Origin of the sequence: Pseudomonas sp. SCA2728.1_7 (assembly GCF_018138145.1) — a bacterium.
Taxonomy (GTDB): domain Bacteria; phylum Pseudomonadota; class Gammaproteobacteria; order Pseudomonadales; family Pseudomonadaceae; genus Aquipseudomonas; species Aquipseudomonas koreensis_A.
In genome coordinates, this window is sequence record NZ_CP073104.1 from 3,208,870 (window position 1) to 3,228,370 (window position 19,501).

At 57.6% G+C, this 19,501-nt stretch carries 17 protein-coding genes and 2 tRNA genes; 1 reads left to right on the plus strand and 18 read right to left on the minus strand.

Going from position 1 to position 19,501, the window contains the following annotated elements; genetic code table 11:
• Positions 1-2 precede the first annotated feature (2 nt).
• The 10 genes from nusA to rlmE all read right to left on the minus strand — a co-directional run bounded on the left by nusA (position 3) and on the right by rlmE (position 8,577).
• Positions 3-1,484 carry a transcription termination factor NusA gene (gene nusA / locus KBP52_RS14420; protein ID WP_077571038.1) on the minus strand — a complete coding sequence of 494 codons (1,482 nt, stop codon included), beginning with the start codon at positions 1,482-1,484 and terminating at the stop codon, positions 3-5.
• A 47-nt stretch (positions 1,485-1,531) separates the two neighbouring features.
• Positions 1,532-1,990 carry a ribosome maturation factor RimP gene (rimP, locus tag KBP52_RS14425; protein WP_077571035.1) on the minus strand — a complete coding sequence of 153 codons (459 nt, stop codon included), beginning with the start codon at positions 1,988-1,990 and terminating at the stop codon, positions 1,532-1,534.
• 139 nt (positions 1,991-2,129) lie between these two features.
• Positions 2,130-2,206 (minus strand) — tRNA-Met (locus KBP52_RS14430).
• A 97-nt stretch (positions 2,207-2,303) separates the two neighbouring features.
• A tRNA-Leu gene (locus KBP52_RS14435) sits at positions 2,304-2,389 on the minus strand.
• Between the two features lie 22 nt (positions 2,390-2,411).
• Positions 2,412-2,798, minus strand: coding sequence for a preprotein translocase subunit SecG (gene secG / locus KBP52_RS14440; RefSeq protein ID WP_016986497.1), 387 nt, complete (start codon positions 2,796-2,798; stop codon positions 2,412-2,414).
• Between the two features lie 4 nt (positions 2,799-2,802).
• The gene (gene tpiA / locus KBP52_RS14445; protein ID WP_077571033.1) at positions 2,803-3,558 is read right to left on the minus strand and encodes a triose-phosphate isomerase; all 756 of its coding nucleotides are present in this window, start codon (positions 3,556-3,558) and stop codon (positions 2,803-2,805) included.
• Positions 3,559-3,623: 65 nt separating this feature from the next.
• Positions 3,624-4,961: a phosphoglucosamine mutase gene (glmM, locus tag KBP52_RS14450; RefSeq protein WP_212622994.1), complete on the minus strand. Its 1,338-nt coding sequence runs from the start codon at positions 4,959-4,961 to the stop codon at positions 3,624-3,626.
• Between the two features lie 16 nt (positions 4,962-4,977).
• Entirely contained in the window at positions 4,978-5,829 is an 852-nt protein-coding gene (gene folP / locus KBP52_RS14455; protein WP_077571029.1) for a dihydropteroate synthase, read from the minus strand.
• An 8-nt stretch (positions 5,830-5,837) separates the two neighbouring features.
• Positions 5,838-7,745, minus strand: a complete 1,908-nt coding sequence (gene ftsH, locus KBP52_RS14460) for an ATP-dependent zinc metalloprotease FtsH (RefSeq protein WP_016986501.1) — start codon at positions 7,743-7,745, stop codon at positions 5,838-5,840.
• A 202-nt stretch (positions 7,746-7,947) separates the two neighbouring features.
• Complete coding sequence (gene rlmE / locus KBP52_RS14465) at positions 7,948-8,577, minus strand: 23S rRNA (uridine(2552)-2'-O)-methyltransferase RlmE (RefSeq protein ID WP_008088328.1); 630 nt, start codon at positions 8,575-8,577, stop codon at positions 7,948-7,950.
• 101 nt (positions 8,578-8,678) lie between these two features.
• On the opposite strand from rlmE, the gene KBP52_RS14470 reads away from it, so the two are divergent.
• Positions 8,679-8,987, plus strand: coding sequence for a YhbY family RNA-binding protein (locus KBP52_RS14470; protein WP_016771761.1), 309 nt, complete (start codon positions 8,679-8,681; stop codon positions 8,985-8,987).
• A gap of 9 nt (positions 8,988-8,996) precedes the next feature.
• Here the strand turns inward: KBP52_RS14470 and KBP52_RS14475 are convergent, their stop codons facing one another.
• From KBP52_RS14475 to grpE, 8 genes are all read right to left on the minus strand, one after another.
• Complete coding sequence (locus KBP52_RS14475; RefSeq protein WP_077571027.1) at positions 8,997-9,401, minus strand: MFS transporter; 405 nt, start codon at positions 9,399-9,401, stop codon at positions 8,997-8,999.
• Between the two features lie 28 nt (positions 9,402-9,429).
• Complete coding sequence (gene greA / locus KBP52_RS14480) at positions 9,430-9,906, minus strand: transcription elongation factor GreA (RefSeq protein WP_064119469.1); 477 nt, start codon at positions 9,904-9,906, stop codon at positions 9,430-9,432.
• Positions 9,903-13,124, minus strand: a complete 3,222-nt coding sequence (gene carB, locus KBP52_RS14485) for a carbamoyl-phosphate synthase large subunit (RefSeq protein WP_077571025.1) — start codon at positions 13,122-13,124, stop codon at positions 9,903-9,905. The genes greA and carB overlap by 4 nt, the downstream gene beginning before the upstream one ends.
• Before the next feature lie 125 nt (positions 13,125-13,249).
• Positions 13,250-14,386 carry a glutamine-hydrolyzing carbamoyl-phosphate synthase small subunit gene (gene carA, locus KBP52_RS14490; RefSeq protein ID WP_212622995.1) on the minus strand — a complete coding sequence of 379 codons (1,137 nt, stop codon included), beginning with the start codon at positions 14,384-14,386 and terminating at the stop codon, positions 13,250-13,252.
• A 257-nt stretch (positions 14,387-14,643) separates the two neighbouring features.
• Entirely contained in the window at positions 14,644-15,450 is an 807-nt protein-coding gene (dapB, locus tag KBP52_RS14495) for a 4-hydroxy-tetrahydrodipicolinate reductase (RefSeq protein ID WP_008088318.1), read from the minus strand.
• A gap of 9 nt (positions 15,451-15,459) precedes the next feature.
• Complete coding sequence (gene dnaJ / locus KBP52_RS14500) at positions 15,460-16,584, minus strand: molecular chaperone DnaJ (RefSeq protein WP_016986506.1); 1,125 nt, start codon at positions 16,582-16,584, stop codon at positions 15,460-15,462.
• 297 nt (positions 16,585-16,881) lie between these two features.
• A complete protein-coding gene (gene dnaK, locus KBP52_RS14505; RefSeq protein WP_007915221.1) occupies positions 16,882-18,798 on the minus strand; it encodes a molecular chaperone DnaK in 1,917 nt (638 codons plus the stop codon).
• 102 nt (positions 18,799-18,900) lie between these two features.
• A complete protein-coding gene (gene grpE, locus KBP52_RS14510) occupies positions 18,901-19,467 on the minus strand; it encodes a nucleotide exchange factor GrpE (RefSeq protein ID WP_007915219.1) in 567 nt (188 codons plus the stop codon).
• Positions 19,468-19,501 lie beyond the last annotated feature (34 nt).

Genomic DNA, 19,501 nt, shown 5'->3' on the forward strand with positions numbered 1-19,501 from the left:
AATTACTCGAACCAGTGGGCTCGGGCGGCCATGATCAACTTGCCGGCACGATCATCGTCAATGCCGTCGATGTCGAGCAGGTCGTCAATAGACTGCTCGGCCAGGTCTTCGCGGGTAATTACGCCGCGCACCGCCAGTTCCATCGCCAAATCCTTGTCCATACCCTCAAGCGAGAGCAGGTCTTCGGCCGGATGGGCGTCTGCCAGCTTTTCCTCAGTAGCGATGGCTTTGGTCAACAAACGATCCTTGGCACGAGCGCGAAGCTCGTTGACGGTATCTTCGTCAAAGCCGTCGATGTTGAGCATTTCTTCCAACGGTACGTAGGCAATCTCTTCCAGGCTGGTGAAGCCTTCATCTACCAGCACCTGTGCCAGGTCTTCGTCGACTTCCAGCTCGTCGATGAAGTTGCGCAGGATGTCGCCGGTTTCTGCTTGCTGCTTAGCCTGGATGTCCGATTCGGTCATCACGTTCAGGGTCCAGCCAGTCAACTGGCTCGCCAGACGCACGTTCTGACCACCGCGACCGATGGCCTGAGCCAGATTGTCTGCGCCAACGGCGATGTCCATTGCGTGGGCATCTTCGTCAACGATAATTGCCGCAACCTCAGCCGGGGACATGGCGTTGATCACGAACTGAGCCGGGTTGTCATCCCACAGGACGATATCAACACGCTCACCGCCCAACTCACCCGACACTGCCTGGACGCGCGAACCGCGCATACCAATGCAAGCGCCTTGCGGGTCGATGCGTTTGTCCTTCGAGCGAACGGCGATCTTGGCGCGCGAACCCGGATCACGGGACGCTGCCATTACTTCGATCAGGCCTTCGGCAATTTCCGGCACTTCGATGCGGAACAGCTCGATCAGCATTTCCGGCGCAGTACGCGACAGGATCAGCTGCGGGCCGCGGTTCTCGGTGCGGATTTCCTTGAGCAGCGCACGCAGACGCACGCCGACACGGAAGGTTTCGCGAGAAATGATGTCTTCACGGGCCAGCAACGCTTCAGCATTGTTACCCAGATCGACGATCACGTTGTCGCGGGTGACTTTTTTCACGGTGCCGGAGATGATTTCTCCCAGGCGCTCGCGATAAGCGTCAACCACTTGAGCGCGCTCGGCTTCGCGAACTTTCTGCACGATGACTTGCTTGGCAGTCTGCGCAGCAATGCGGCCGAACTCGATGGATTCGATCTTTTCTTCGACAACGTCGCCAACCTTGGCACCCGGATGCGTTTCGGCAACCTTGCTTGGCCAGGTTTCGATGGCCGGATCGTCGAGATCATTCTCTTCGACGACCGTCCAGCGACGGAATGTTTCGTATGCCCCGGTGTGGCGGTTAATTTCCACACGCAGGTCAACTTCGTCTTCAAAACGCTTTTTGGTAGCAGTGGCCAAAGCCAGCTCCAGCGCTTCAAAAATTACGCTTGCCGGTACGCCCTTTTCATTGGATACCGACTCAACAACCAGCAGTACTTCTTTGCTCATCGTACGCCTCGCCTTTCGCAAGCCATTGGATCCGCGGGATCCGCGTCTCAGTCAAAACTGGGAATAATGTTGGCCTTGTCGATCATATCGATCGGCAACAGGAACTCATGGTCATCTACCTGCACCACGACGTCCTGTTCTTCTACACCGCGCAGAAGGCCCTGAAAGTTGCGTCGACCTTCAAAAGGCGAGCGCAGCTTGATCTTCACTTGTTCACCGGCAAACTTTGCAAACTGCTCAAGAGTGAACAGTGGGCGCTCCATGCCAGGCGAGGAAACTTCGAGGGTGTATTCAACGGCGATCGGATCTTCAACATCCAGTACACCGCTGATCTGACGGCTGACAATGGCGCAATCGTCCACCAGCACGCCGCCCTCTTTATCGATATAAACGCGCAACATCGAGTGGCGACCCTGAGCCGAAAACTCGATACCCCAGCATTCATAGCCCAGGGCCACGACCACCGGGGCCAGCAAGGCCTGCAACTCTTCTAGCTTGCTCGACACCTGAACCCCCTAGTGCATGATATGTGCATGCTTTGCAAAATAAAAAAATGGGCATAACGCCCATCCTTGAAACGCCGTCGAACAGCGGCGTTGAAAGTGTCCAGCTAACAAAAAGCCCCTGAAAAGGGGCTCCTTAAACTGGTTGCGGGGGCCGGATTTGAACCGACGACCTTCGGGTTATGAGCCCGACGAGCTACCAGACTGCTCCACCCCGCGACAAAGCTGGGGCGGAAGTATACGACCGATCCCTTATAGGGTCAATGTAACCTTCCACCTGCAAGAAAGCCCGCAACAGCGGGCTCTCCTGACTAATTGGTACCGAGAAGGGGACTCGAACCCCTACACCCTATGGGCACAACCACCTCAAGGTTGCGTGTCTACCAATTCCACCACCTCGGCAAAACTACGTTTGAAACCCTTCTTACTTCTGCTCTTGAGCTGGAGGTACGTCAGTCGCTGGAGTAGCCGACTTTTGCTCTTGAAGCACCGGTACATCATCAGAAGCCGGTTGTTGTTGCTTAGGTACTTCCAACACTGCTGGATTTGGGAGACCTGCCTGAGTCAGCTGATGAGCCTTCTCTTTAGCAAAGTAACCTAACCCCAAGCTGGTTATGAAGAAACCGGCGGCAAGTATAGCAGTAAACTTACTAAGAAAGGTAGAGGAACCTTGGCTTCCGAACACAGTATTTGAAGCACCTGCTCCGAAAGACGCGCCAGCGTCCGCACCCTTACCCTGCTGCAGCAAAACCAGAGCAACTACGCCCAATGCACCCAGCAGATGAAAAACGACTACGACTGTTTCCAGCATTTTTTCAGTTTCCCGCGGCGCGACAGATCGCACCGAACTCATCTGCATTCAGGGAAGCTCCACCAATGAGCCCCCCATCGATATCCGGCATGCCGAACAGTTCGACCGCATTGGCCGCCTTCACGCTGCCGCCGTATAGAAGCCGCACACCTCGTGCGACTTCAGAATTCTCTGCCGCCAACTGCTCGCGGATGGCTTTATGCACATCCTGAGCTTGTTGCGGCGTTGCAGTCAGTCCGGTACCAATGGCCCAGACAGGCTCGTAAGCAATGACTGCCTTGGCAAAAGCACCGACACCCAGCTCCTCGATGATGCTGCCCAGCTGACGCCCGACAACCTCAAGAGTTTTCCCGGCTTCACGCTGCTCAAGGGTCTCCCCTATACACAGCACCGGAATCAAGCCACATGCCTGTGCCGCTGCGAACTTGCGATTCAGCATCCCGTCTCGCTCGCCCATTATCTGGCGGCGTTCGGAGTGCCCGACAAGTACCAGGGAACAACCTGCATCCACCAACTGACTCGGAGCAATTTCACCGGTCAATGCACCTTGCATGGATTCCACCGCAGAGTTCTGCGCGCCGATCGAAATCGACTTGCCTTTCAAGCCATCAATCACTTGATTGATATACAAGCAAGGCGGGAATACCGCGACATCAACACCGCTTGGCAAGGCCAGATGACGAAGGCCGTTGATCAGCTCAGCGACGCTGGCGCGGGTACCGTGCATCTTCCAGTTACCAGCTACCATAGGGCGACGCATGCTGTACCTCGTCGGTCAAAGTGGGCGCAGATGTTACCCAACACAATCATGGCTTGCAAGCCGAATCAGGCAGAAACTTCAGTTACCAGTTTTGCCAGCTCTTCGGCATAGTTGCGAACCTGAGTTTCATCCTCGCCTTCGACCATTACGCGCACCAACGGCTCTGTCCCGGACTTGCGCAAAAGCACGCGACCGCGCCCCGCCATTGCCTGGGTGACTCGCGCACTGGCTTCCTTGACAGCCGGATGCTCGAGCGGACTTTCGCCACCACCGAAACGTACATTGATCAGCACCTGAGGGCACTTGCGCAATGCCTGACGCGTTTGCGCCAAACCTTCATTACGGGTCTTCAGCGCCATCAACACTTGCAGTGCGGCAATGATCGCATCACCGGTCGTGGTGTGATTGAAGCAAACGATATGCCCCGAATTTTCGCCACCTACCAGCCAGTTGCGCTCAAGCAACTCGGCGATCACGTAACGGTCGCCGACATTGGCACGAACAAATGGAATCGAAAGCTCTGCAAGCGCGAGCTCCAACCCCAGATTACTCATCAAGGTGCCAACCACGCCGCCCTGCAATTTGCCACGCTCATGCAGGTCTCGAGCGATGATGTACAATAATTCGTCGCCATCAACGATGGCGCCAGTGTGGTCGACCATCAAAACCCTATCGCCATCACCATCGAAAGCAATACCCAGGTCGGCGTGCTCAGCGAGTACCGCAGCCTGCAACTGCTCCATATGGGTCGAGCCGCAATTTTCGTTGATGTTCAGACCATTAGGTTGCGCCGACAGAACGACGACCTCCGCGCCCAACTCGCGGAAGACGCTCGGAGCCACCTTATAGGTCGCGCCATGTGCACAGTCGATAACGATCTTGAGGCCGGAAAAACTGGTTCCGGTTGGCACGCTGCTTTTGCAGAATTCGATGTAGCGCCCCGACGCATCATTGATTCGCGATACTTTGCCGATCTTGCTCGATTCGACCACGGTCATCGGGGTGTCGAGCAGCTCTTCGATCATCAGCTCCAGTTCATCCGGCAGCTTGGTGCCTTTACCGGAAAAGAATTTGATGCCGTTATCGTCATGCGGATTGTGCGAAGCACTGATCACGATACCGGCCTCAGCCTGGAACGTGCGCGACAGATAGGCAATAGCCGGCGTCGGCATAGGGCCCAGCAGCATCACATCGGCACCCGCCGACGTCAGGCCGGCCTCAAGCGCCGATTCGAACATATAACCGGAAATCCGCGTGTCTTTGCCGACCAGCACCTTGCAGGCACCCATCTTGCGAAAGGCCATGCCGGCCGCCCAGCCTAGCTTGAGCATGAAGTCTGGAGTAATCGGGTATTCACCGACGCGACCACGAATGCCGTCAGTACCAAAGTATTTCTTGCTCATAAGTGCTCCGTCATTCTTATTCGGCTGATTCCACGGCTGCGATCATGCGCACCACGTCTACCGTTTCCGCAACATCATGGACGCGCAATATACGCGCACCTTTCACCGACGCCAGAGCCGCCAGCGCAAGTCCGCCATGCAGCCGCTCGCCGACAGGACGATTCAAGGCCTGCCCGATCATGCTCTTTCGAGAAACACCCACTAACAAGGGCCTGCCCAACGCATGCAGGGCTTCCATGTGCTTGAACAAGCTTAGATTGTGCTGCAGGGTTTTGGCGAAACCGAAACCCGGATCGAGAATGATTCGCTCGGCAGGAATACCGGCAGCCGCACATTGCGTCATGCGCTCAGCGAGAAAGTCGCCCACTTCGCGCGTGACATCCTGATAATGCGGATTGTCCTGCATATCTCCGGGCTCGCCGAGCATATGCATGAGGCACACCGGCAAACCGGTAGCCGCCGCCGCATCCAGTGCGCCGTCGCGCTGCAGCGAACGCACATCGTTGATCAACCCGGCCCCCAAGCGCGCGGTTTCGCGCATCACGGCGGGTGTGGAGGTATCCACCGAAATGATCACATCAAGCTCACGATTGATCAGCTCGACGATCGGCGCCACACGCTCAAGCTCTTCGAGCGGGGACACTGCTCGCGCGCCAGGACGAGTAGATTCGCCACCAACATCAATCAGCGTCGCACCGGCTGCAACCATGGCGGCAGCGTGACGCAAGGCTGCATCCAGCTGGCTGTATTGGCCGCCGTCGGAGAAAGAATCAGGGGTGACATTGAGAATACCCATGACATGCGTCTGGGCCAAATCAAGAACCCGGTTGCCGCAAGGCAACCGGGTCAGGGACTGTACAGAAGTCATTTCAAACCTTAAACGTCAGCAGCCGGGCCGCCAATCGGTGTTTCCGGACGCTCGTCTCGAACCACTGGTGGCGGCGGCGTACCGGTGCCACCTGACCAGTCACGAGGCTCGCGAGGTGTACGACCTGCCATGATGTCGTCGATCTGTTCAGCATCGATCGTTTCGTACTTCATCAGGGCATCAGCCATGGCATCAAGCTTGTCACGGTTGTCCGTAAGGATCTGCTTGGCCGTGCCGTAGCACTGGTCAATGATGCTGCGCACCTCGGAGTCGATCAGCTTGGCTGTCTCACCGGAGAAGCTGGCAGCCTGGCCGCCACCGCCGCGACCGAGGAATACTTCACCCTCTTCTTCGGCGTACATCAACGGACCGAGTTTTTCCGACAGACCCCACTTGGTCACCATGTTCCGCGCAATCTGGCTGGCACGCATGATGTCGTTAGAGGCGCCAGTGGTTACACCGTCGAAGCCAAGGGTCATTTCTTCAGCAATACGGCCGCCGTACAGCGAGCAGATCTGGCTGATCAGCGCACGCTTGGACAGGCTGTAGCGATCTTCTTCCGGCAGGAACATGGTCACACCCAGCGCACGGCCGCGCGGAATGATCGACACCTTGTACACCGGATCATGCTCAGGCACGACGCGACCAACGATGGCATGACCTGCTTCGTGATAAGCGGTGTTCTGCTTCTCTTTCTCGGACATGACCATCGATTTGCGCTCGGCGCCCATCATGATCTTGTCTTTGGCCAGTTCGAACTCTTTCATCTCAACGATGCGCTTGCCGCTGCGTGCAGCGAACAGCGACGCTTCGTTGACCAGGTTTGCCAGATCAGCACCGGAGAAGCCCGGGGTACCACGCGCGATAACGGCCGGAGCAACGTCGTCACCCATTGGCACTTTGCGCATGTGAACCTTGAGAATCTGTTCGCGACCACGGATATCCGGCAGACCGACGACAACCTGACGGTCGAAACGGCCCGGACGCAGCAGCGCAGGGTCGAGTACGTCAGGACGGTTGGTTGCAGCGATAACAATGATGCCGTCATTCATCTCGAAGCCGTCCATCTCAACCAGCAGTTGGTTGAGAGTCTGCTCACGCTCGTCGTGACCGCCACCCATGCCGGCGCCACGATGGCGACCGACGGCGTCGATTTCGTCGATGAAAATGATGCACGGCGCGTGCTTCTTGGCCTGTTCGAACATGTCACGAACACGGCTGGCACCAACACCGACGAACATTTCGACGAAGTCAGAACCGGAAATGGTGAAGAACGGAACCTTGGCTTCGCCGGCAATCGCCTTGGCCAGCAAGGTTTTACCGGTACCCGGAGGACCGACCATCAACACGCCGCGAGGAATGCGGCCGCCCAGGCGCTGGAACTTGCCCGGGTCACGGAGGAATTCAACCAGCTCGCCGACTTCTTCCTTGGCTTCGTCGCAACCGGCAACGTCAGCCAATGTGGTTTTCACCTGATCTTCGGAGAGCAGGCGCGCCTTGCTCTTGCCGAAGCTCATCGGTCCGCCCTTGCCACCGGCACCGCCCTGCATCTGGCGCATGAAGAACATGAACACCGCGATGATCACCAGGATCGGGAAGCTGGCCACCAGAAGCTGGGTCCAGATGCTTTGCTGTTCAGGCTGCTTGCCTTCAACCACAACGTGGTTGTCGACCAGATCGCCGATCAGGCCATTGTCCTGAATTGCCGGACGAATGGTCTTGAAACTGTCGCCATCATTGCGTTTGCCGGTGATTACATAGCCATCAACCGCTACGCGCTCGACCTTGCCATCCTTGACCTGCTGGATGAAGTCGGAATAGTTGAGGGTCTGCGGCTCGTTAGGGCTGGAGAAGTTGTTCATCACCGTCACCAGGACAGCCGCGATGATCAACCACAGGATCAGATTCTTTGCCATATCGTTCAATTAACTACCCTCTGAAGCAAGCTCCGCTACTGGCGCGCGCTTCGCATGATATTCACCGGCCTAACTTACTACATTACCTACGACTCTGGCAGGCGCCGTCTGTAACCCTTTGTGAAACACTTTCTACACAATATTCGTTAATGCTCGCCGGGCGAAATACTAAAAACCTATCACCCTGCACAAAAACCTCGTTTTACTCGCTACGCCCGCGATAACCCCAAGCCAGCATATATTGCTCGCGGGAGCTGCCACGAGAAGAGTCCGGCTTGATCATCTGGATCTTGTCGAACTTCTTGCGAGCATCCTTCAGGTAAACATCAAACCCTTCGCCCTGAAAAATCTTGATCACGAAATTACCGCCCGGCTTGAGGATCCGCTCCGCCAGATCAAGTGCCAGCTCGCACAGGAACATGGCCTTCGGCATATCCACTTCAGGCGTACCACTCATATTGGGGGCCATATCGGAAATCACAAGGTCCACCTGCGAATTACCCACCGCTTCAAGAATCTGCGCGAGCACTGCGTCCTCGGTGAAGTCACCCTGAATAAAGGTCACGTCAGGGATACTGTCCATTTCCAGAATGTCCGAAGCGATCAAACGCCCCTGACCGCCGATCAGACGGCTGGTGACCTGCGACCAGCCACCAGGTGCCGCACCGAGGTCGACAACGCTCATGCCAGGACGGATCAGCTTGTATTTCTCCTGGACTTCCAGAAGTTTGTAACTCGCACGCGAGCGGTAGCCATCCTTCTGCGCTTGCTTCACATAGGGATCGTTGACATGTCGCTTCAGCCAACCAAGGCTTGTCTTGGAACGCGCCATTGGGCACCTCGATAATAAGAGTCGTGATTAATTGGGCGGATCCACGAGCCCTCGGGTAAAATGGCCGCCATTTTACAGAATCCAGACGAAAGGGTCAGATTATGCCGCTCACTCCAGAGCAGAAGAAACAGTACAAATCCATTGGCCACCACCTCAAACCGGTTTTGACGGTGGCTGACAACGGTTTGACTGAAGGTGTTTTAGCCGAACTTGAACGCGCTTTGGCGGATCACGAGCTGATCAAAATCAAGCTCAATATCCTCGATCGCGAATCGCGCCTGGCGCACATCGCAGAGCTGTGCAAGGTTGGCAAAGCGGATCTGGTACAGGTCATCGGCAAGATGGCACTGGTTTACCGCAAGAATTTCAGCGCGAACAAGCAGCTGTCGAACGTTCATCGCTTCAAGTGATGAAAAGGGTCACGGGTGTGCCTGGCGCACCCTGCCACTCCATCCCGGCACCGGCTGCATCACCAGCACCAGCCCGGAAAACCCCAGAACCAGATAACTGAATACCTGCCAGCGCTGCGCATCCGGCCAGCCGACACGCACTGCGACAAACATCGCACACGCATACAACGCCATCAGCAGCACCTGACCGCGAAAATCTCGCCATAGACTGGCAAGGCCCTCGGCCTGTACCAGCACCAAAGCCTGAAAAGTAACGCATGCGGCGGAAAATCCCACCACCAGCACTTCAAATGCACTGGCCACTTCATCAATCAGCAACGGTGCCAGGCCAATCTTGCCCAGCGCCGGCTGCAAACCGAGATGTATCAGCCATAGACCGCCGACCCAAAGCATCTGGGTCAGCTGCCAAAGCATGGCGCCCGCATGCAGCGGGCGCCCTTTTTCAGATGTGACGGACTTCGACAATCTCGTACTCGATCACGCCGCTCGGCGTTTTCACGGCGACCACATCGCCCTCTTCCTTGCCGATCAAGGCACGGGCCAAAGGCGAGCCAACCGAAATCTTGCCGAGTTTGAAGTCAGCCTCATCCTCACCCACGATGTGGTAAGTGACGCTTTCGTCGGTCTCGACGTTGGCGATTTCGACGGTAGTACCGAAAATCACTTTGCCGGTGTGCGGAATCGACGTGACGTCAATGATGACCTGATTCTGAATCCGGCCTTCGATGTCACGAATCCGCGCTTCGACCATGCCTTGCTGTTCGCGTGCAGCATGGTATTCAGCGTTTTCCTTCAAGTCACCCAACTCGCGGGCCGTACCGATGTCCTGGCTGAGCTTCGGACGAACGACCTTGGTCAGGTGAGCGTGTTCTTCTTCCAGGGCTTTAGCGCCCTGGACAGTCATTGGGTATTTGATCATGCCTTCAATCCTGCGTGTAGATCCTGCAAGCGGCGCACGGTCTTTTCCGGACCGAACTTCAGCGCTTCACAGATAGCTTCGCCAGCAGCAATGGTGGTGGTGCAGTAAATCTTGTGCTGCAAGGCATTACGACGAATGGAGTACGAATCAGCGATCGACTGACGACCTTCGGTGGTGTTGATGATCAGGGTGACTTCGTCATTCTTGATCATGTCGACCACGTGCGGACGACCCTCGGTCACCTTGTTCACACGGCGCACTTTCAGGCCTGCCGCTTCGATCAGCTTGGCAGTACCGGCAGTGGCAACCACTTCGAAGCCCAAGTTGATCAGATCACGGGCTACGCCTGCAACCAGTGGCTTGTCGTCGTCGCGTACGCTGATGAACGCAGTACCGCCGGTCGGCAGCACTTCGCTGGCACCCATCTGGGCTTTGGCGAATGCCTCACCGAAGGTGTCACCTACACCCATCACTTCACCGGTCGACTTCATCTCTGGGCCGAGGATCGGGTCAACGCCAGGGAATTTGGCGAACGGGAACACCGCCTCTTTCACGCTGTAGAAGTTCGGAATGATTTCTTTGGTGAAGCCGATTTCTTTCAGGGTCTTACCGGCCATCACGCGGGCAGCGATCATGGCCAGGGAAACACCGATGCACTTCGATACGAACGGTACGGTACGGGAAGCACGCGGGTTGACTTCGATGACGTAGATATCTTCGCCCTGCAAAGCCAGCTGCACGTTCATCAGGCCGACAACGCCCAGTTCCAGAGCCATTTTCTTGACCTGTTCGCGCATCTCGTCCTGGATGTGCGCCGGCAGCGAGTACGGCGGCAGCGAGCACGCGGAGTCACCGGAGTGAACGCCAGCCTGTTCGATGTGCTGCATGATCGCGCCGATCACTACATCTTTGCCGTCGCAGACCGCATCCACGTCCATCTCGATGGCGCAGTTGAGGAAGTGGTCGAGCAGCACCGGGCTGTCGTTGGACACTTTCACCGCGTCACGCAGGTAGCGCTTGAGCTCTTCTTCTTCGTAAACGATTTCCATCGCGCGACCACCCAGGACATAGGATGGGCGCACTACCAGTGGGTAGCCGATCTTGCTGGCGGCACGAATCGCTTCGTCTTCGCTGCGCACGGTGGCGTTTGGCGGCTGACGCAGGTTCAGGCGCTCAACCATTTGCTGGAAGCGCTCACGGTCTTCGGCACGGTCGATAGCGTCAGGGCTGGTGCCGATGATTGGCACGCCAGCCGCTTCCAGAGCTCGCGCCAGTTTCAGCGGAGTCTGACCACCGTACTGGACGATCACGCCTTTCGGCTTCTCGACGCGGCAGATTTCCAGCACGTCTTCCAGGGTTACCGATTCGAAGTACAGACGGTCGGAAGTGTCGTAGTCGGTGGAAACGGTTTCCGGGTTGCAGTTGACCATGATGGTTTCGTAGCCGTCTTCGCGCAGAGCGAGGGCAGCGTGAACGCAGCAGTAGTCGAACTCGATGCCCTGGCCGATACGGTTCGGACCGCCACCCAGAATCATGATTTTGTCGCGGCCCGACGGCGCGGCTTCGCACTCTTCCTCGTAAGTCGAGTAGAGGTATGCGGTGTCGGTGGCGAACTCGGCGGCGCAGGTGTCAACGCGCTTGTAAACCGGGAACACTTCCAGCTTGTGACGGTGAGTCCGCAGGTTCTTCTCGGTCACACCCAGCAGCTTGGCCAGACGCTGATCGGAGAAGCCTTTGCGCTTGAGCTTGAACATCAGGTCGCGGTCGATCGCGGACAGACCAAGGGTCTTGACCTTCTCTTCTTCCTTGATCAGATCTTCGATCTGCACCAGGAACCACGGGTCGATCATGTTCATGGCGAAGATTTCTTCGACGGTCATGCCGGCGCGGAAAGCGTCCGCCACGTACCAGATACGCTCGGCGCCCGGCACGGTCAGTTCGCGCTTGAGCACGCTCATGCTTTCCGGGTTGCTCAGGTCGAGCTTCTCGTCCAGACCGCAAACGCCCACTTCCAGACCGCGCAGAGCTTTCTGCAGGGATTCCTGGAAAGTCCGGCCGATGGCCATGACTTCACCGACCGACTTCATTTGCGTGGTCAGGCGTGCGTCAGCCTTGGCGAATTTCTCGAAGGCAAAGCGTGGCAACTTGGTGACGACGTAGTCGATCGACGGCTCGAAGGACGCCGGGGTCTTGCCACCGGTGATGTCGTTCGACAGTTCGTCGAGGGTGTAACCCACAGCCAGCTTGGCCGCGACTTTGGCGATCGGGAAACCGGTGGCTTTCGAAGCCAGTGCCGAGGAACGCGATACGCGCGGGTTCATTTCGATCACGACCATGCGGCCAGTGTTCGGGCAGATACCGAATTGAACGTTGGAACCACCGGTCTCGACGCCGATCTCGCGCAGTACCGCCAAGGAGGCGTTACGCAGGATCTGGTATTCCTTGTCGGTCAGGGTTTGTGCTGGAGCCACGGTGATCGAGTCACCGGTGTGTACGCCCATCGGGTCGAAGTTTTCGATCGAGCAGACGATGATGCAGTTGTCCTTTTTGTCGCGGACAACTTCCATTTCATATTCTTTCCAGCCGATCAGCGATTCGTCGATCAGCAGCTCTTTGGTCGGCGACAGGTCCAGACCACGGGCGCAGATTTCTTCGAACTCTTCACGGTTGTACGCGATACCGCCACCGGTGCCGCCCATGGTGAAGGACGGACGGATGATGCACGGGAAGCCGAGGGTTTCGAGAACCGCGTTGGCTTCTTCCATGCTGTGCGCGATACCGGAACGCGGGCACGCCAGGCCGATGGATTTCATCGCCTTGTCGAAACGCGAACGGTCTTCAGCCTTGTCGATGGTGTCAGCGTTGGCGCCGATCATTTCTACGCCGAACTTCTCCAGAACGCCTTCGCGTTCCAGGTCCAGGGCGCAGTTCAGAGCCGTCTGGCCGCCCATGGTTGGCAGTACCGCGTCCGGACGCTCTTTCTCGATGATCTTGGCAACGGTCTGCCACTTGATCGGCTCGATGTAGGTGGCGTCGGCCATGTCCGGGTCGGTCATGATGGTGGCCGGGTTGGAGTTCACCAGGATGACGCGGTAACCCTCTTCGCGCAGGGCTTTACAGGCCTGGGCGCCGGAGTAGTCGAATTCGCAGGCCTGGCCGATAACGATCGGGCCAGCGCCGAGAATCAGGATGCTTTTAATGTCTGTACGTTTTGGCATGGGTTTGTCACTCAAATCCGCAGGTCAGTCGGCAAGCCGTCTTGATCGATTTCTGAAGTCCAGAGGGGGCCGCCGGTGTCGGGGCCGCCCTCGAGGGCTTCTCTCTACAGTCTCAAGGCGAACGCTTAGCGTCGCTTGGCCATCTCGTTGATGAAGCGGTCGAACAGTGGCGCGACATCGTTCGGGCCCGGGCTCGCTTCAGGGTGGCCCTGGAAGCTGAACGCGCTCTTGTCGGTGCGTTCGATGCCTTGCAGGGTGCCGTCGAACAGCGATTTGTGGATCGCACGCACGTTGGCTGGCAGGGTTTCTTCGTCTACCGCGAAACCGTGGTTCTGGCTGGTGATCATTACGACGCCAGTGTCCAGATCCTGCACCGGGTGGTTGGCACCGTGGTGGCCGTGGCCCATTTTCAGGGTCTTGGCGCCGGAGGCCAGTGCCAGCAGTTGGTGACCGAGGCAGATGCCGAATACCGGAATTTCGGTTTCCAGGACTTCCTTGATCGCCTTGATCGCGTAGTCGCATGGCTCCGGATCACCAGGGCCGTTGGACAGGAACACGCCGTCCGGCTTCAGTGCCAGCACATCAGCGGCTGGCGTCTGCGCAGGCACCACGGTGACGCGGCAGCCGCGCTCGACCAGCATGCGCAGGATGTTGACCTTGACGCCGTAGTCGTAGGCAACCACGTGGTAAGGCAGCTCGGAAGCGTCGATGGTCGCGTGGCTGTCGGTCTTCAGATCCCAGACAGTCGAGCACCACTCGTATTGAGTCTTGGTGCTGACGACTTTCGCCAGATCCATGCCCTTCAGGCCCGGGAAACCTTGCGCAGCGGCGATGGCCGCTTCTTCGGAAATGTTGTCGCCGGCCATGATGCAGCCGTTCTGTGCGCCTTTTTCACGCAGGATGCGGGTCAGGCGACGGGTGTCGATACCGGCGATGGCCACAACGTTGTTGGCTTTCAGGTAATCGGACAGGGACATCGTGTTACGCCAGTTGCTCGCTACCAGCGGTAGATCACGAATGACCAGGCCAGCGGACCAGACGCGGTCGGACTCGGCGTCTTCCGGCGTGGTGCCGGTGTTGCCGATGTGCGGGTAAGTCAGGGTAACGATCTGTTGGGCGTAGGAAGGATCGGTAAGGATTTCCTGATAGCCGGTCATTGCGGTGTTGAACACCACCTCACCAACGGTTTGACCGTCGGCACCAATGGCTTCGCCGCGAAAAATGCTGCCATCAGCAAGGGCAAGTATGGCTGGCTTAGTCAAGAAGACCTCCCGTAAATAACGCATGAAAGGGCGATCGCAGGTTGTAAAAAAGCGGAGTGACGTATGGACACGTCACCCCGCTTCTTCACTGAATTATTCTGCGCGCTTTTAGTGGACACACTAAAGCTGTAGCTTACAGAAAAAGGCTTTTTTGGTCCACCGCTAAAGAGCCGAAAAGGCCGGAGAATGCGACAGGTCGTCGCCAAGCGGAGAAAAACCAGCGCAAACAGGGCGTTTGCGCCGGGTTCAGCAGTGTATCAACGCAGGTCGAGCACGTCTTGCATGTCATACAGACCCGGCTCGCGACCGTCCAGCCACAGCGCGGCACGCACCGCGCCCTTGGCGAACGTCATACGGCTAGACGCCTTGTGCGTGATCTCCAGGCGCTCACCTTCGCAGGCGAACAACACGGTGTGATCACCCACCACATCACCACCACGCACGGTGGCGAAGCCGATGGTTTCACGCTCACGAGCGCCGGTATGACCTTCGCGCCCGTACACCGCGACCTTCTGCAAATCACGATCCAGTGCACTGGCGATCACTTCACCCATGCGCAACGCCGTACCCGACGGTGCATCGATCTTGTGCCGGTGATGCGCTTCGATGATTTCGATGTCCGCTTCATCACCCAGCACGCGCGCCGCCATATCGAGCAATTTCAGCGACAGATTGACGCCGACACTGAAATTAGCCGCGAACACGATCGGAATATCCTTGCCCGCCTCGACCAGTAACTGCTTCTGCGCAGCGTCCAGACCGGTGGTGCCGATGACCATGGCCTTGCCGGCCTTGCGGCAGAACGCGAGGTTTTTCAGCATCACTTCCGGCAGCGTGAAGTCGATCAACACATCGAACTCTTCAGCCACCGCCTCGATATGCCCTGACAACGGCACGCCGATACGACCCAACGAGGCCAGCTCACCGGCATCGACGCCGATCAGCGTACTGCCAGGACGAACCACCGCAGCGGTCAAACCGGTCAGCGGCGCGCGCTGCTGCACGGCTTCGACCAGAATCTTGCCCATGCGCCCAGCAGCGCCCATCACAGCTATACGTCGCATGCCGACTCCTTACAGATCGCCGAAGAAGCGCTTCACACCGTCGAACCAACCGGTGGTTTTCGGCGAGTGGCTATTGTCGTCGGCCAGCGAGCTGCGGAACTCTTCCAGCAATTCGCGCTGACGACGGTTCAGATTCACCGGAGTCTCGACTGCCACACGGCACATCAAGTCGCCCGCACCACCGCCACGCACCGGGGCCACGCCTTTGCCGCGCACGCGGAACTGCTTGCCGGTCTGGGTGCCTTCGGGGATTTTCAGTTTGACGCGACCGTCGAGGGTCGGAATTTCCAGCTCGCCGCCCAGCGCCGCATCGACGAAGCTGATCGGCACTTCGCAGAACAGATGCTTGCCATCGCGCTGGAAAATATCGTGCTCGCGGACATTGATGACCACATACAGGTCGCCCGTCGGACCGCCCTGCGTGCCCGCCTCACCTTCGCCGGACAGACGAATGCGGTCGCCGGTATCGACACCGGCCGGCACTTTGACCGACAGGGTTTTGTACTCTTCAACGCGACCGTCACCGTGGCAGGAATCGCACGGATCGGAAATGATCTTGCCTTGGCCATGGCAACGCGGGCAGGTTTGCTGCACCGAGAAGAAGCCCTGCTGCATGCGCACCTGACCAATGCCACCACAGGTCGGGCAAGTCGAAGGCGAGGAACCTTTCTTGGCACCCGAACCGTCGCACGGCTTGCAGTTGACCAGTGTCGGAACGCGGATATTCACCGACGTACCGCGCACCGCTTCTTCCAGATTCAGCTCCAGGGTGTAGCGCAAGTCGCTGCCACGCTGAGCGCCGCCACGGGAACCGCCGCGACCGCCACCGAAGAAATCACTGAAGACATCGCCAAAGATATCCGAGAAGTTCTGACCACCGAAACCGGCACCGCCGCCGCCCATGCTCGGGTCGACGCCGGCATGACCGTACTGGTCGTACGCCGCGCGCTTGCTGGAATCGGACAGCACTTCATAGGCCTCATTGGCCTCTTTGAACATTTCTTCCGACGCTTTGTCATCGGGATTACGGTCCGGGTGGTGCTTCATCGCCAGACGACGGTAAGCCTTCTTCAGGTCCGCATCGCTTGAGCCGCGCTCAACACCCAACACTTCGTAATAGTCACGCTTTGCCATAAGTCTTCTGCACTCTTGAGGACGTTCGGCAAACCCCTCCTGAGGATGGCCAAACTCGTTGAGCCCCAATACAGGCCCGGACCCAACTCACGTCAATTCAACGATCCTGGTCTTTGTTTCTTGCGGTACTTGCGGCACGAAAAGCAGGAGCATTCCCGGCCATACCGCCAACATCCGAGGCTTGTCGCATGCTGTAAAAATTCGCGTATTCCAGATACGCCAACGCGGGAGCTAGCTCCCGCGCGGCGACATCCTACCAGTCACTGCCTAAAGGCAGTCAACCGGCCGACCAACAACTTACTTGTGGTCTTTGACTTCTTCGAACTCTGCATCGACAACGTCGTCAGCCTTCTCAGCCGATTCGCCTTGCGGAGCTGCGCCATCAGCTGGCTGAGCCTGTTCGGCGTACATCTTCTGAGCAACCGGAGCGGAGACTTTCGACAGCTCTTCAACCTTCGCTTCGATAGCAGCCTTGTCGTCGCCTTTGACAGCGGCTTCCAGAGCAACCACAGCGGCTTCGATCGCAGTCTTCTCTTCGGCGGTGACTTTGTCGCCCGCGTCAGCAATCATTTTGCGCGTCGAGTGAACCAGTGCGTCACCCTGGTTACGGGCAGCGGCCAGCTCTTCGAACTTGCGATCTTCCTCAGCGTTGGCTTCGGCGTCACGCACCATGCGCTCGATTTCTTCGTCGGACAGACCGGAGTTGGCCTTGATCACGATCGACTGGGTCTTGCCGGTAGCCTTGTCTTTCGCACCAACGTGCAGGATGCCGTTAGCGTCGATGTCGAAGGTCACTTCGATCTGCGGCACGCCACGTGGAGCAGGTGGAATGTCGGCCAGGTCGAACTTGCCCAGGGACTTGTTCTGAGTGGCTTGCTTACGCTCGCCCTGCAGCACGTGAATAGTCACAGCGCCCTGGTTGTCGTCAGCAGTCGAGAACACTTGCGATTTCTTGGTAGGAATCGTGGTGTTTTTCTCGATCAGCGCGGTCATCACGCCGCCCATGGTTTCGATACCCAAGGTCAGCGGGCTGACGTCGAGCAGCAGAACGTCTTTCACGTCACCAGCCAGAACGGCGCCCTGAATCGCAGCACCCATGGCAACAGCTTCGTCCGGGTTAACGTCTTTGCGAGCTTCTTTACCGAAGAAATCGGTAACCAGCTTCTGTACCAGCGGCATACGGGTCTGACCACCGACCAGAATCACGTCGTTGATCGCGCCAACGTCCAGACCGGCGTCTTTCATGGCGATGCGGCAAGGCTCGATGGTGCGCTGAACCAGGTCTTCAACCAGTGCTTCGAGCTTGGCACGCGAGATCTTCACGTTGAGGTGCTTAGGACCGGTCGCGTCTGCAGTGATGTACGGCAGGTTGACGTCGGTCGACTGAGCGGACGACAGCTCGATCTTGGCTTTCTCAGCGGCTTCTTTCAGGCGCTGCATGGCCAGCGGATCACCTTTGAGGTTCATGCCGCTTTCTTTCTTGAATTCGTCAACGAGGTAGTCGATCAGACGAATGTCAAAGTCTTCACCGCCGAGGAACGTGTCACCGTTGGTGGCCAGAACTTCGAACTGGTGCTCGCCATCAACTTCAGCGATCTCGATCACGGAAACGTCGAAAGTACCGCCACCCAGGTCATAAACGATCACGGTGTGATCGCCCTTGGCCTTGTCCATACCGTAAGCCAGAGCGGCTGCGGTTGGTTCGTTGATGATACGTTTTACGTCCAGACCCGCGATGCGGCCGGCGTCTTTGGTCGCCTGACGCTGGCTGTCGTTGAAGTAGGCCGGAACGGTGATCACCGCTTCGGTCACGGTCTCGCCGAGGTAGTCTTCGGCGGTCTTCTTCATCTTCTTCAGAATTTCAGCCGAGATTTGTGGCGGTGCCATTTTCTGGCCGTTCACTTCAACCCAGGCGTCGTTGTTGTCAGCCTTGACGATCTTGTAAGGGACCATCTGAATGTCTTTCTGCACAACTTCTTCGTCGAAACGACGACCGATCAGACGCTTAACTGCGTACAGGGTGTTGTGCGGGTTGGTTACAGCCTGACGCTTGGCCGACTGACCTACCAGGATTTCACCATCGTTGGCGTAAGCGATGATCGACGGCGTGGTACGCGCGCCTTCAGCGTTTTCGATAACTTTTGCTTTGCCGTTTTCCAGCACGGAGACGCAGGAGTTGGTAGTCCCCAGGTCGATACCGATAATTTTGCCCATGTTAACTCTCCCGAAACTTTGGATTTTTTTGCCGCAGTAGTGGTGGCTGACTGCGGTAATACTTAAACGCTTGACTTCTAAATGGGGGCCTTGCGGCTAATTTCAAGCCTTCTCGTCAATCGAAGGCGAAATTGGCGCAGGCGCCTTGCTGACCACAACCATGGCCGGACGCAGCAGGCGACCGTTGAGCTGGTAGCCCTTCTGGAACACCTTCAGAACGCTGTTCGGTTCTACGTCGGCGCTTTCCTGCATGGCCATCGCCTGATGCTGAACGGCGTTGAACGGTTCGCCATGCGGGTCGATCGCTTCCAGCTGATAACGCTTGAGCGTGTCGTGGAACATTTTCAGCGTCAGCTCGATGCCTTCACGCATCGGGCGAATGCTTTCGTCGTCCGGGTTCGACAGCTCGAGGCCGCGCTCCAGGCTGTCGACGATCGGCAACAGGTCGCCAGCGAATTTTTCCAGGGCAAACTTGTGCGCCTTCTCGACGTCCTGCTCAGCACGGCGACGGACGTTCTGCAGATCGGCAGCAACACGCAGAGATTGATCCTGCGCGGCGGCCAATTGCTCTTCGAGCACTTGTACACGGGTCGCCAGGTCATCACCCGAACCTTCGGGCGCCTGATTGGCTTCTGGGTTTTGCGTATCTACTGTCTGTTCGTCAGCCATAGAATTCTCCTTTCAATTTCGTCCGCGAGCCTGA